At 60.7% G+C, this 13780-nt stretch carries 9 protein-coding genes; 4 read left to right on the forward strand and 5 right to left on the reverse strand.

Going from position 1 to position 13780, the window contains the following annotated elements; translation table 11 throughout:
- The first annotated feature begins 5 nt into the window (after positions 1–5).
- Entirely contained in the window at positions 6–929 is a 924-nt protein-coding gene (locus E3O11_RS08430) for a cyclase family protein (protein WP_092448046.1), read from the forward strand.
- A 216-nt stretch (positions 930–1145) separates the two neighbouring features.
- On the opposite strand, the gene E3O11_RS08435 is transcribed toward E3O11_RS08430, so the two are convergent.
- Together E3O11_RS08435 and E3O11_RS08440 are read right to left on the reverse strand one after the other, a co-directional pair.
- On the reverse strand, positions 1146–3350 hold the full coding sequence (locus E3O11_RS08435; protein WP_092448047.1) for a hydantoinase B/oxoprolinase family protein: 2205 nt from the start codon (positions 3348–3350) through the stop codon (positions 1146–1148).
- A gap of 21 nt (positions 3351–3371) precedes the next feature.
- Positions 3372–5465, reverse strand: coding sequence for a hydantoinase/oxoprolinase family protein (locus tag E3O11_RS08440; protein ID WP_158251672.1), 2094 nt, complete (start codon positions 5463–5465; stop codon positions 3372–3374).
- 380 nt (positions 5466–5845) lie between these two features.
- On the opposite strand from E3O11_RS08440, the gene E3O11_RS08445 reads away from it, so the two are divergent.
- The 3 genes from E3O11_RS08445 (at position 5846) to E3O11_RS08455 (ending at position 10559) form a co-directional block, all read left to right on the forward strand.
- Positions 5846–8557, forward strand: a complete 2712-nt coding sequence (locus E3O11_RS08445) for a branched-chain amino acid ABC transporter permease/ATP-binding protein (protein ID WP_092448049.1) — start codon at positions 5846–5848, stop codon at positions 8555–8557.
- Positions 8554–9237 carry an ABC transporter ATP-binding protein gene (locus tag E3O11_RS08450; protein ID WP_092448050.1) on the forward strand — a complete coding sequence of 228 codons (684 nt, stop codon included), beginning with the start codon at positions 8554–8556 and terminating at the stop codon, positions 9235–9237. Before E3O11_RS08445 ends, E3O11_RS08450 begins: the two co-directional genes overlap by 4 nt.
- Before the next feature lie 137 nt (positions 9238–9374).
- Positions 9375–10559 (forward strand): thiolase family protein, encoded by a 1185-nt coding sequence (locus E3O11_RS08455; protein WP_092448051.1) that lies wholly within the window; start codon positions 9375–9377, stop codon positions 10557–10559.
- Positions 10560–10951: 392 nt separating this feature from the next.
- Here E3O11_RS08455 and E3O11_RS08460 read toward each other — a convergent pair whose 3' ends face one another.
- Genes E3O11_RS08460 through E3O11_RS08470 form a run of 3 tightly spaced genes read right to left on the reverse strand, consistent with a single transcriptional unit; the run spans position 10952 to position 13672 of the window.
- Positions 10952–11884: a cytochrome b/b6 domain-containing protein gene (locus E3O11_RS08460; RefSeq protein ID WP_092448052.1), complete on the reverse strand. Its 933-nt coding sequence runs from the start codon at positions 11882–11884 to the stop codon at positions 10952–10954.
- Positions 11881–12855 (reverse strand): electron transfer flavoprotein subunit alpha/FixB family protein, encoded by a 975-nt coding sequence (locus E3O11_RS08465; RefSeq protein ID WP_241994675.1) that lies wholly within the window; start codon positions 12853–12855, stop codon positions 11881–11883. Before E3O11_RS08465 ends, E3O11_RS08460 begins: the two co-directional genes overlap by 4 nt.
- Before the next feature lie 37 nt (positions 12856–12892).
- Positions 12893–13672, reverse strand: a complete 780-nt coding sequence (locus E3O11_RS08470; protein WP_092448054.1) for an electron transfer flavoprotein subunit beta/FixA family protein — start codon at positions 13670–13672, stop codon at positions 12893–12895.
- Between the last annotated feature and the right edge of the window lie 108 nt (positions 13673–13780).

A 13780-nucleotide genomic window follows, 5' to 3' on the forward strand; every position in this document is an offset into this window, starting at 1 on the left:
ATCCCATGATTCCCGCATTCGATGACCTCCCTGAAATCGGCACCATCGGCATCAAGCACTCGTGGGGGGTCCTTCCCGTTTCGTTGGGAACGCTCGCGTTTCTGAGCCCGGCGGCGACGCTCGAGGCCAGCCATGCCGTCCGTACGGGGGAGACGATTTCTCTCAATGTTCCCTTCGACGACTTCGCACCGCCCCTCTTCGGCCGCCCCAGCCTGGGGCATCTCGTGACGGAGACCGGGAAGAACACGTTCGAAGACACCTTGAACGATTTCAATCCTCAGTCCGCATCACAATGGGACGGCCTAACCCACATCCGGGCCCGAGAATTCGGATTCTACGGTGGCATCACCGACGGCGACGAAGCCCGAACAACACTGGGAATGCACCACTGGGCCCAGCACGGCATCGTTGGCCGCGGATTGCTCGTCGACGTCGTTCGGTATCGGGCCGCGCAGAATATCGCGTGGGACCCGTTCGTGGAGGACGCCGTTGAAGCGTCTGAAATCGCCGACATCATCGCCTGGCAAGGACAGCATCTGCAGCCCGGAGATATCCTCTGTGTTCGCACCGGGTGGATGGGTGAATATCGACGTCGAGCTTCCACCGACGGAGATGTCTCCCGCGTCGGGGACCAGTTTGCCGGAATAGCGTCCACCGAGGCAATGGCGCGATTCCTCTGGGACAACAAGGTTGCTGCCGTCGCATCGGACAACCCCGCTGTGGAGAGCGCTCCTGGCGATCCTCGCAATGGCTCGCTTCACCGGCGACTGATCCCCGGGCTGGGCTTCGCCTTGGCAGAGCTCCTCGATCTGGATGCCCTCGCTGACAGGTGTTTCGAGCTCAACGCATACAACTTCCTCTTTTCCGCCGCACCGCTCCCCCTGACCGGGGGAGCGAGCTCAACGGCAAACGCACTCGCCATTCTCTAGACGAACGACCGCTGCTCTGGCTACTTTCGCTGCTCGGCGCGGTCGTTTGGCGCGCCTGCGTGTCTCCGCGATCGCGAACATGGCAGCCCATCGGGGTGTTGTCGCAAGCCGGTTCTGATCCGGCTTCCGCTCGTGAACCGGACACCCCGCGCGGGCCGAACGCACTACAGCCCCGGACCTTCAGGTCCGGGGCTGTAGTGCGTGGTGTGTGGTTCTTTACGCTTCCGCGGGGAACCGCTCGAAGATACCGGGACGACTGGACTGAACCAAGGGGTGCCCGTCCAGGGTCACGTCGACCACGAGCGAACTTGCGCAGCCCGGGCAGCTGTTTTCGCGAAGAACAACCTCTTCGAACTGCACACGCTTGCGAACGTTCGACTTGAGCTCCGCGAAACGGCCGGAAATCTCTTGTTCCTTCGTCACCGCCTGGGTGCGCCAGTTGCCCGTACTGGCGCCTAGGTCCTCGCCGCACATGTTGCAGGCCCAGCGCTCATTGACGATACCCAGAGGCGCGAAGGCCGTCGCGTTGCTCAGGATCGGGCGCTTCACTTTGCCGCCGATTCGCGCTTCACGGATTGACTCACGAAGAGCCATGGTTCCGAGCTCATCAACGCTGCCATTTTCGGCGAGCTCGACACCATAGACATCGTGGGCGACTCCAGCGGAGACGTAGCCGTCGGAGACGTCCGCACTCACACGGTGCGTTTCCCGCAGGAGCGGGTCACCGGCACCGCCGCCGCCGCCGTGGATAACGGTGTAGACGTCACCTCGGTTGAGCGTGAGCGACGCGGATTGCGTGGGGCCGGGGATGGAGTGTCCCTGAAGCGATTCTTCAGTGGGGTAGGTTCCCGTCTCCAGGAGATCAAGAATGTTCGTGTCGCGAAGAAGCTTCCACGTGCCGGCCGAACCGGCGAATCCGCCGGCAACGCCACGAGGAGGAACATAGGCGCTGTTCGTGTAGGCGCCGGCATTCATCCGGTCGCAGTGCAGGATGGCGAGACAGGTGTTGACGCCGTTGCCACCTCGGAACACTCCGGCACCACCGGTGTCGGGCTCCACGCGGCGCCAGAGGATCATTCCGGGCTGGCTCATCTCTTCAGCCTCAACGTCGGGCATGTCGCACCCGGCCATCGCCTGTGCGGCATAGATTTCCATGCCGTCGCCAACGCTTTGTCCCGCTCCGCCCGAGGACATACCCACGGACATCGAGAACGAAACAGTGGGGTTCCCTGTCCGGCGATCAACGCCGAAGGCGGTGAAATAGGTTTGATTCTGGGCAGGCTGTCCGGCAACACGAGCGCCGATGACGGGATTCTTGCTGAAGGAGCAGGCCTGGGAGAACACATCGATGAGCAACTTGTTGACGCGCATTCCCGTCTGGATGTGTGACATCGTGACGGGAGCCGGGGCCACCGCGTTGACAATGGAACCCTTGGGTCCCAGATCGAAGTGGACCGGACGCCAAATTCCGGCATTGATGGGGATGTCATAGGCCAGCTGCGCCAAGATCGTCGTCCAGGACTGGCCGAGAACCGACGGTTCGACACCGTTGACGAATGAATCCGTCTGAGGTCCACCGCGGAATTGCAGTGTTATCTCATCATCTTCCACGATGAGGCGGCAGTGAATCTCGTGGAGTTCTTCAATGCCGCGGGCGTCGAATTCGACCCAGTCGCTGCTGTCATACGTGCCGTCCGGCATTGACTTGATGATGGCACGCAGGCCGATCTCAGAGAGCCGCTTGCTCTCTTCGTTCAACGTTGTGAAGCGGTCAAGGCCGATTTCAGCCAATGTCGCTTCGAGACGGCGTTGGCCGGCGTTGTTGGCGGCGATCATGCTGCGAATGTCGTTGAGGACTGTTCCCGCCATGCGTACGTTATTAGCGATGAAACCTTCCCATTCAGGATCGATGGCGCCATCACGAGCAATTCGCGTTCCGGGGAACGCGAGGGATTCCGAGAAGGAGTCCACGGCACCCAGCGCGAAACCGGAAATGGCAGAACCGCCGATGTCGAGGACGTGTTCGTTCACATAGCCCCAGGCCACGAGCTTGTCCTCGAAGAAGAAGGGCATAACGATACCCACGTCGCCCTGGTGCACGGCGCCGGAGGTGTGCGGGTCGTTGCAGGCGAAGGCGTCACCGGGCCGAAGGTTGGCGGGGTCGACTCGACGCATAACGGCCTGAACGCCCAGGAGAGCGGTGCTGACGTGGAACGAGACGAATCCCGAGAACGCGAGCTGCTCACCGTTTGCATCCAGGATGCAGGTGCTGAAGTCTTTGGCGTCGGTGACGACCGGGGAACCCGATGTCCGCATCAGGGTGATGGCCATTTCGTTGGCAATGTTGCGAATCGACTTCTGGTGAACCTCGACATCGATTAGATCGTATTCGAGGGTTCCCTGCGTCTTTGCAGAATTCATGACTGTCTTCTCTCTGGTTCTTTACGCGGTGAGCGTGAAATTGAAGTACTGGTCACGGCCACATTCGGAGCCTTCGGGTACGTAGATTGTCGTATCTCCGACGTCAACGATGCAGGGGCCGTTGACCACGGCGCCGGGGATGAGGTCTGCTTCGGCGTAGATGGGGAGCACTGCGTCGCGTCGCTCGCTGGGCAGGAAGACGGAGCGTTCTCCGACAGGCTGCGGCGTGGGGGCTCCGACGACAACCGCCTGCTGACGCTCAGTCGGCTTCGGGCGGTGGTGGATGACCCGGGTCGAGAGGGTCATGAGAACAACAGGTGAGCCCTTCCATGCCGTTCCTTCGCCGTAGTTGCGCTCGTAGACGCGAGGGAAATCCTCCGCGAGGCGAGCAGCGTCGGCTGGAACGAAATCCACGTCCTGCAAAGGAACGGTGACTTCATATGTCTGTCCGAGGAAACGGAAATCACCGCTTCGTTCAACCGAGAGATCCTCTGGAGCAATCCCCTCGAGACCAGCGTCGTGCTTGGCCTGGCTGAGCATGACCGCCATGGCTTCGTTAATCCGATCGGCCTGGCTTGGGTCGCTGAGATCCCAGTTGACTGTTTGCTCGTACTGACGCACGTAGTCCGCGATCAGAACGCCATACGCGGAAAACGCCGAGGAATTATCGGGGATGACGATACTCGGGCAGCCCAATCGGCGGCAGATTTCCACGGCAAACAAGCCGAGCCCTCCCCCGTACGAGAAGAACGTGAAATCACGAGGGTGATGGCCTCGTTCGATGCTGACCACACGCAGTGCATTGGCCATTTCGATGACGGCAAGGTCATAGATGCCTGCTGCGGCTTGCTTGACATCCCAGCCCAGCGGATCCCCAATTCGGTTCTTCACAGCTGCTGACGCATCCGCAACGCTGAGCTGGTGGCGACCATTGAGGTAGTTTCCTGGATCGATCAACCCCAGGATGACGTTCGCATCGGTAACCGTCGGTTCTGTTCCGCCGCGTCCGTAGCAGGCGGGGCCGGGCTCGGAACCCGCGCTGTGCGGGCCCACCTGGGGAACGCCTCGTCCGTCGAGCCATGCCACGCTGCCGCCGCCGGCGCCGACTGAGACGATGTCCAACATGTTGATTCCGGTGTGAAACGGTCCGAATGTTGCCTGCTTGGCGATGGACGGCTCGAGGTTGGGGAGAACCGCCGTGTCGAAACTCGTTCCACCCATGTCACCGACGAAGATATTCGTCAGTCCGAGTCGGGCGGCAGCGTGCCGGGCCCCCATCACGCCGCCCGCCGGGCCGGATTGCATCAGGGTGACAGGCTTGGCCTGAACGGCCTCGGCGCCGACGGATCCACCGATTCCCTGAAAGAAGGTGAGGGTGCCGGTGAAACCCGCATTGCCGAGCTGTGTCTGCAGGCCTTCGACATATCGTGTCGTTGCCCGGTGTGACAGGCAGTTGAAAACCGCGGTCATGAATCGCGGATACTCGCCGACGACGGGGTGAACCTCAGAAGAGAGGGTGATGAAAATTCCGGGGATCTCTTCGAGAACAATCTCGCGGGTTCGCTTCTCGTTCGTGCCGTCGCTGAACGACCACAGGTAGCAAATTGCAATGGCTTCAACACCATTGTCGCGAAGACGACGGACGGCGGCACGGACTTCGACTTCATCGAGGGGAACGGCGATCTCGCCATTGCTCATCACGCGTTCACTTATTTCTTCAATGCAGTCCCGCGCAACGACGTCCGGCGGGGGAGTCTGGAGATGGTCGTCGTATTCAACGCGGCGGGCGCCGCTGGCCAGACGAAACGTGTCCTTGAATCCGCGTGTGATGAGCACGCCTACTTTGGCACCACGCAACTCGGTGATGGCGTTGGTGACAATAGTTGAACCGTTGATGAACGCATGGCATTGGGCCAGAACTTCATCGCGTTCCTGGCCGAGCTGGTTCGCTGCAAGCTCAAGCGCATTGAAGATGCCGACACTGTAATCACCATGTGTCGTGAACGACTTACTGCGTACGAGACCATTGGGCCCCGAGAGGACGAGGTCGGTATGGGTCCCCCCGACGTCGACTCCAACGGCATAGTCACCTTTTTCAACCAGCTGCGATTTCATAGTCCTTGTGTTCTCCATTTCATAGCAACGCCTCGCTGCGTCATGATCACATTTGCCCTGTTGCGCTTCGACCGCTTGCGCGGAAACGACGGGTCTGTGAGCTCTCGATAAGTGTCGCAAAGGCGAGATAAATCTGTCAAGCGTTTGTTTGAATTACTGTTTGTTTCCGGAGGGACGCCAGCCAGAGAATCCCGGCGTGATCGAGTAGAAACAATAGTTGACTTTCCACCATACGATTGGTAGAAATATCAAGTAGCCTGTGGGATCGTGCAGCAGGTCGAGCGTTGACCCCCTGTCCAACCCCGATCAATGAGGATCGAAAGGAGCTTCATGCCCTTCCGGCCTTTTGTTGAATCTGAATTTGATGGAAGAAGGACCTGATGGAAGAAGTTCTGCGGTTTGCACTGATCGGCCTTGGCCTGGGTGCAATGTACTCACTTGCCTCGCAAGGTCTTGTTCTCATCTACCGAGGTTCGGGTGTTCTCAATTTTGCGCAGGGTGCCGTCGGCATGCTCGGGGCCTACGTCTATTACGAGGCTCGCACGACGTTCGAGCTTCCCTTCCTGGTATCGGCATTGATCGGCATCGCCGCTTCGGGAATTGTCGGTGTTCTCGTGCAGGTCGTCATCATGCGCCGGCTCAAGAACGCCTCGCCGCTGGCGCGAATCGTGGCGACCCTCGGGATCCTGCTCACCCTGCAGTCCCTCGCAGTCTTGAAATACGGCGGCCGAACGACATTCGTGACGCCCGAGTTGCCCCAAGGCGTCATTCCCCTATCCGGATCGATAGTCCTTCCTTGGGACCGACTCATCATGGTCGTCATCGCCGTGGTCTTGACGGTCATCCTCTGGGCTGTCTACAAATACTCACGATTCGGACTCGGCACCTCAGCGGTGGCTGAAAATGAATTGGCGGCCTCGACCCTGGGCTGGTCGTCTGATCGCATCGCCATGATCAACTGGGCCGTTGGTTCCGCACTGGCCGGTCTTGCCGCAATCCTCGTTTCGCCCATCATCACCCTTCAGGTCTCGGTGATGACGAACCTTGTACTTGCGGCCATGGCAACGGCGCTGATTGCCGGCTTCCGTTCGTTCCCGATCGCACTGGTGGCAGGGCTCGTCATCGGCATGATGCAGACCGCTGTGGGACGCTTCTCAGCAGACATCCCGGGGCTGGCGGACTCGCTTCCCCTTGTCGCCATCGTTATCATCCTGCTGGTGCGGGGCAAGTCTCTTCCGCTCCGCGATTACATCTTCCAGAAGCTTCCCCTGGTTGGATCGGGACGCATCCGCTGGAGAATCGTCGTTCCTGTTCTCGTTGCTGCCGCAATCCTGATCATCGCCGTTCCGCCTCGCTGGCAGGATGCCTTGACCATCACCATTGCCGCGGCCATGATAACGCTGTCCATCGTGCTTCTTACCGGCTATGCCGGACAGATTTCGCTGGCCCAATTTGCGATGGCAGGTTTTGGCGCATTCATCGCCGGTCGAATGGTTTCCATTTGGCATGTCTCCTTCGAAGTGGCTCTCATCTCCGGCATCTTGGCCACCATTCCGGTCGGGATTCTCATCGCGCTCCCCGCGGTGCGAACCCGGGGGATCACCCTGGCCGTTGTCACTCTCGGGTTGGGCACGACTCTCGAGTTCATGGTCTTCAACAGCGACTTCTTGACGGGCGGCTTCTTCGGGACCCAAATCGGGCAACCCCTGCTTTTCGGCCTCAACATCAGCGCCATCGTTCATCCCGAGCGATATGGACTCGTGGCCTTGGGGCTCCTGCTCCTGATGACCCTGGTCGTGGGCAACATCCGTCGCGGCCGAAGCGGCCGCAAGCTCATTGCGGTGCGAACGAATGAACGAGCCGCCGCCGCACTCGGAATCAGCATCACGTCAGCCAAGCTGTACGCCTTCGGTGTCGCTGCCGGCATAGCGGCGTGCGGCGGTATCATCCTCGCGTTCCGCAGCGAATCGATCGTCTTCGGTTCGACCTTCACGAGCTTCAACTCGATTTCGGCTGTGGGCTGGGCGATGATCGGCGGAATCGGATTCCTCCTCGGCCCGCTCTTTGGTGCAACGCTGGCTCCGGGATCCATTGGTGCCGCTCTCCTGAACGCAATCCCGGGAGAGTTCAGCACGTTCCTGCCTCTCGTGAGCGGTGTGCTGATCATCTTCTTCGTGATCCAGAACCAGAACGGTGTTGCCAAGGAAATGTCGACTCTGTTCAAGGGACTTCTGCCCAAGCTGGCCCGTGATGCCAAGGCGCATTCCTCCAAGGAGCTGATGGTTCCCAACGCAGCTTCGGTGCGCGTCAGCCAGAAGGTATTGGAAGTCAGGAACCTGACCGTTCGATACGGCGGAACGGTCGCCGTGGAAGGCGTGACCCTGACGGTCCGCCCTGGCCAGGTTCTCGGCCTGATCGGGCCCAACGGTGCTGGAAAGACCTCCATCATCGATGCGATCACCGGTTTCGCCCCGCAGACCGAGGGCGATGTCATCCTCGATGGAGTCAAGATGAATGATCTCTCGGCCATGCGTCGAGCACGGGCCGGAGTCAGCCGTTCATTCCAGTCTCTTGAGCTTTTCGAAGACTGTACCGTTCTCGACAATCTGCTTACGGCTGCCGATCCATTCGAGTCGGGTTCATACTTCCTGGAGATCTTTCGGCCGAGCAAACCGCGACTCTCCCCGGCCACAATCGAAGCGATCCGTGAGTTCGACCTCGCTGATGAACTCGACACGGTGGTTGAGAACCTGCCCTACGGCAAGCGTCGACTTGTCGCTCTCGCCCGCGCTGTTGCCATCGAACCCAGCATTTTGCTGCTGGACGAGCCCGCAGCCGGATTGGGCGATGTCGAATCGGCGGAGCTCGCAGAAATGGTTCGAAAACTTGCAAAGAACTGGGGCATAGGAGTCCTGCTCGTGGAGCATGACATGAACTTCGTCATGGGTCTGTGCGACGAGATCGTTGTCGTCGACTTCGGAAAGAAGATCGCCGAAGGAAGCCCCGCTGAAGTTCGCGGGGACAGCCTTGTTCTCGAGGCCTACCTCGGAGCTCCCTCGTCGGAAGAAATCACGGAAGGAATGAATCGATGAGCGCACTTGACGTTATCGGGATGAGCGCTGGATACGGCACCCAACCCGTTGTGGAAAACATCAACCTGACCGTTGAATCGGGAACCGTCACCGCTCTCTTCGGGGCAAATGGTGCGGGAAAGTCAACCACGCTGAAGGCCATCAGCGGGGCCATCGGTGTCCTGGCGGGAAGTGTGGCGATTAACGGCAGCGCAACCACAGCCCCTTTGTACCAGCGTGCACGCAATGGGCTCTCGTATGTCACGGAAGAACGGTCCGTTTTCAAGGGGCTGACCGTTGAGGAAAACCTCCGAGTGGGCGGTGTAGACATTCCCACCGTGCTCGCGCTCTTCCCAGAACTTGAGAAACGTTTGCGTATTAAGGCCGGACTCATCTCGGGAGGCGAGCAGCAGATGCTCTCGCTCGGTCGGGCCATGGTGCGAGGACCCAACCTGATTCTGGCCGACGAACTGTCACTCGGCCTCGCCCCGCTCGTCGTGACACGCCTCTTCAAGGCGTTGCGCACTGCGGCGTCTGAGACAGGGTTGGGTGTTCTCCTCGTTGAACAACACGTTCGGAAGGCACTCGACTACGTTGACCACGTCTACGTCATGAGGCGCGGGCGAGTCGAACTAGACCTTCCGATTGCCGAGGCGAAGAACCGCATTGAAGACATTGAGAACGCCTATCTCTCGGCCTGACGAGCGACCGGCCCGGCCGTTGGGCTGCGGACCGAGAACCATCCCGTCAGCTTGCTGACACACGCTGATATTCTCAGCCGAGTCAAACAGAGTGCCTCGGCACAGACGCCATAATTACATCGTCGTCAGGAGAGGACATGGCAGAGGCCTACCTCGTTGGAGGAGCACGAACGCCCGTCGGTCGTTATGGTGGGGTGCTGGCGGGGGTGCGTCCGGATGACCTCGCGGCGATCGTGGTGGCGGAGGCGGTGCGTCGTGCCGGGATCGATCCGGCCCTGATTGACGACATCATTTTCGGCGCTGCCACGCAGGCCGGGGAGGACAACCGTAATGTGGCGCGGATGGCGGCTCTCCTGGCCGGTCTGCCCGATCACGTGCCGGGGATCACGGTCAATCGCCTGTGTGCGTCGGGTTTGTCGGCGATCACGATGGCGGCGCAGGCCATTCGCGCCGGCGATGCCGACGTGATGGTGGCCGGCGGTGTGGAATCGATGACGCGGGCGCCCTGGGTTCAGGGTAAGCCGGACCGGGCGTGGGCGAAGCCCGGTGCGCAGTTCGATACGTCCATCGGGTGGCGTTTCATCAACCCGAAGTTGGCGGCGCGGGATAAGGCCACGTTTTCGATGTCGGAAACGGCGGAGGAGGTCGCTCGCATCGACGGCATCACCCGTGATGAGGCGGATGCCTTCGCCCTTCGCAGTCAGCAGCGGGCGGCGGCGGCGATTGATGCCGGTCATTTCGTGGACGAGATCGTCGGCGTGCCGACGAAGGCCGGCGAGGTGCTCGTGGATGAGGGCCCGCGCCGGGATACGAGCCTGGAGGGGCTCGCCGGGCTGCGCCCAATCGTCAGTGGCGGTTCTGTCGTGACGGCCGGGAATGCCAGTTCGCTCAATGACGGGGCTTCGGCGGTCGTGGTGGCGAGCGGCGAGGCGGTGAAGCGTTATGGCCTCATTCCTCGCGCCCGCATCGTGTTCGGTGCCAGCGTGGGTCTCGCGCCGGAGATCATGGGGCTGGGTCCGGTTGCGGCTACCCAGAAGGTGCTCGCTCGAACGGGACTGCGGGTGGAGGACCTGGGCGCGATCGAGCTGAACGAGGCCTTCGCCACCCAATCGCTGGCGTGCATCCGGCGCCTCGACCTTGACGAGGAGATCGTGAACCGCGACGGCGGCGCGATAGCCCTCGGGCATCCGCTCGGATCGAGTGGGGCGCGACTCGTCGTTACTCTCCTCGGACGCATGGAACGTGAAAACGCCCGGCATGGCCTCGCCACGATGTGTGTGGGCGTCGGCCAGGGCTCGGCCTTGATCCTGGAGCGTGTCTGATGACCACAATGGGACTCGAACTCGCCGCGACGAGAACCTTCAGTTCTCCAGAGGTTTGGCTACAGCAACTCCGCTTCTGAGGCGGAAGCCCGACGCAAGGGACGGCTGCCTTCGAGGCCGGCCTGAATTGCCTCAACAGCATCTCCCACGTCACCGCCGACGCTAACTGACTGGCATCTTTGGGTTTCTTCCCTTCGATGGTGGGATTCTGCGTTCTTGCGGTTCGCCCGAGGATGGTAGCCGCATCGTGAACTGTGCAGGGTCCGGCGGCCTTCATGAGGTGGTGGCCGGCCTGTCCCTCTGTCGTTCCCAACCCGTCGCACTCCGGACGCATTCCGCGACCGGCTCGCCGTGATCGGTCACTTCGCCCAGGCAAGCCCGGAAAATTGCCGCTAGCGAGAAACTGTTCCGGTCAGTGCGGCAACGGAGCGCAGCACGAGCGGTGTCGCTGCGAACCAAGCCGCAATCATGACCACCAGTGATCCTGCGAAAATCCAGAACCCCAACCATGTTGTGTTGTCCTGGGAGGCATACATGTGATTGAGGTTGCGCAGCGCACCTGTTGCGAGTACGAGTGTCACGTGAAGGATCGTGAACCCGGCGAACCAGAGCATGACGGGAAAATGAACTGCTCTGGCCATCGCCAGGGGGAACGCGGCGTTGATTCTTCGGGCACGCTGTGGCCAGGCTGAAGACATCCGGAGCCCGGTTGCGATCGCCAGGGGCGCGGCGACGAAGATTGTCGCCGAGTAGCTCAGAAGCTGAAGACTGTTGTAATTGACCCAACCGTTGTCAGTGGGCCAATTCAGCGATAAATACTGAATGCCCACGGAAACAGCGTTCGGAAAGACGTCCCAACCCAGGGGGACAACTCTCATCCATTGGCCGGTGACGACGAGCAAAACAATGAAGACAATACCGTTGAGAATCCAGAGGAAGTCCAGGCTGAGGTGTAGCCACAGCATGATGCTGACTCTTAGCGGTGCCGATTTCGTGCGGAAGATACCGGAATTGCGTCTGGTCCAATAGGCCGCGGGGCGACGCTCGGTGCGTACCTGCCATCCCGATCGAATGATCAGCAGGATAAAGAAGGCATTGAAGAAATGTTGCCACCCCAACCAGACGGGCAGGCCCACCGGAGCGTTGGCGGGTAAGGAGGAATGCCCGGGGTAAGTCTGCATGAAAGAACGCACCTCGGGTACGTCGCGCACGGCCTGGGCGCCGAGAACTGCGGCGAGGAGAAGAAGGACACTTAGCAGCGCTAACCCGGCGGCCTTGACCCATCGGCGGCGTACCGGCTCCCGCACCTTCAGGGAGGAGCTCAATGCCGGAGCCGATGCAGGGCTTCAATGGTCTGCGGAATGACCGTGAAGATATCACCCACGATGCCGAAGTCGGTGAAGTCGAAGATAGGGGCGTCGGGATCTTTGTTCACGGCCACGATGACCTTGGCCGTTTGCATTCCGGCCAGATGCTGAATTGCGCCGGAGATACCCAGGGCGATGTAGAGCTGGGGTGACACGATGGTTCCGGTCTGGCCTACCTGCAGAGAATGCGTGACGTACCCGGCATCCACCGCGGCGCGTGAGGCCCCCACGGCTGCACCGAGAGCGTCGGCGAGTTGCTCAACGAGGAGAAAGTCTTCCTTCGAACCGACACCGCGTCCGCCGGAAACCACAGTTGCGGCCCCACGAAGGTCGGGCCGGCCCGAATCGGTGGGTGCTTCCGTTCGGGATGTGATCGTGGCGGCGGCAACGCCTGTGAGGGACAGGGTGATGGTGGTCAGGTCGGGAGTGTGGGCCGTGACCTCCTCGTCGATCGAGCCCTGTCGGAGCGTTATGACAGCCGGCCCGCCGTGGATGGACGACTCGACGTCGAAGGCTCCTCCGAAAACGGAGTTGCGGGCAACCACTCTGTCGTTGACGAGCGCGATGTCTATGGCATCGATTGTGAGGCCTCCACCGATTCTGACCGCGAGTCTTCCCGCAATCTCACGGCCTTCGACGGAGTTCGTCACGAGCACAGCGGCTGAGGTATCGAAGTGGGAGAACGCTGCCGCGAGGGACTCCACTGCAGGAGTCGCCAACAGGGAATCGGTCTGGGTCGACTCCGCGATGAAGACATGGTGAGCTCCGAGATCGCCAAGCTGTTTCACGTGTTCGCTGTGGTCGCCCGGCGTGGTGCTGAGGACGGCGACGGGAGTTCCGAGTCGCGTCGCGGCGGCAAGCAGCATCTTCGCGCTTCCGCGAATCTCTCCCGACGGAGACACTTCAATCAAGGTCAGTGCAGTTGACACGGTGTCATTCCTTATGTTTGATCGAGGTTTGGCGGGGTTAGACGAAGCGCCCGGCGGCAAGAAACTCTGCCAGTTCGACGCCGGCATTTCCCGAGTCGACAATCTTGATTCCAGCGGTGCGTGCGGGGCGACGCGTGACGGTCGTTATCGTCGATCGGCCGGTTGACCTGAATGAGGTTTCCGGGTTGATGCTCAGGTCGGAGAGGGAGAGGGTTGCCAGGGGCTTCTTCTTCGCCTTCAGGAGGCCCTTGAAACTGGGAAAGCGAGCGTCAGGGGATTGTTCCGTCACCGAGACGATGGCAGGAAGCCGTGCTGTCACGGTGAGGGTCCCGTAATCGGTTTCGCGTGAGCCGTTGACGACATCGGCGGCTATGTGGACCTCGGATAGCGATGTCAGGTGAGGCACCGATAAATGCTCTGCAACCATGGCAGGGATTACGCCCCCGCGGCCATCGGTTGACTCGTTTCCTGCAATCACCATGTCGAAGCCCGCGTGGGTAATGGCAGCAGCAAGCACGCTTGACGTCCATGTGACATCGGCACCGGCGAGGGCGTCGTCCAAAACGTGAACCGCCGAATCCGCGCCCATCGCAAGGCAGTGGCGCAGCGCGACTGCGGCGGAGGCGGGGCCCATGGTGAGAACGATGATTTCTGCGCCGGTCTCGTCTTTGTGTCGGAGGGCAACCTCCAGGGACCGATCACTGATCTCGTCGATGATGTTGTCGGGTGCGGAACGATCAAGCGCCCCGGTCGCTGAATCGAGGGATCGTTCGCCCCAGGTATCGGGAACCTGCTTCACGAGCACAATGATCTTCACGGGGCACTCTTCCTGCTGTTTGGAGGACGGATGATGATGAGATGCTCGTTGTTCAGGGACAAGAAGCTTGTTCTCCATTGAACACCACGTATGTCGAAAAATCAATCA

The organism is Cryobacterium levicorallinum (genome assembly GCF_004402405.1).
Lineage (GTDB): Bacteria > Actinomycetota > Actinomycetes > Actinomycetales > Microbacteriaceae > Cryobacterium > Cryobacterium levicorallinum.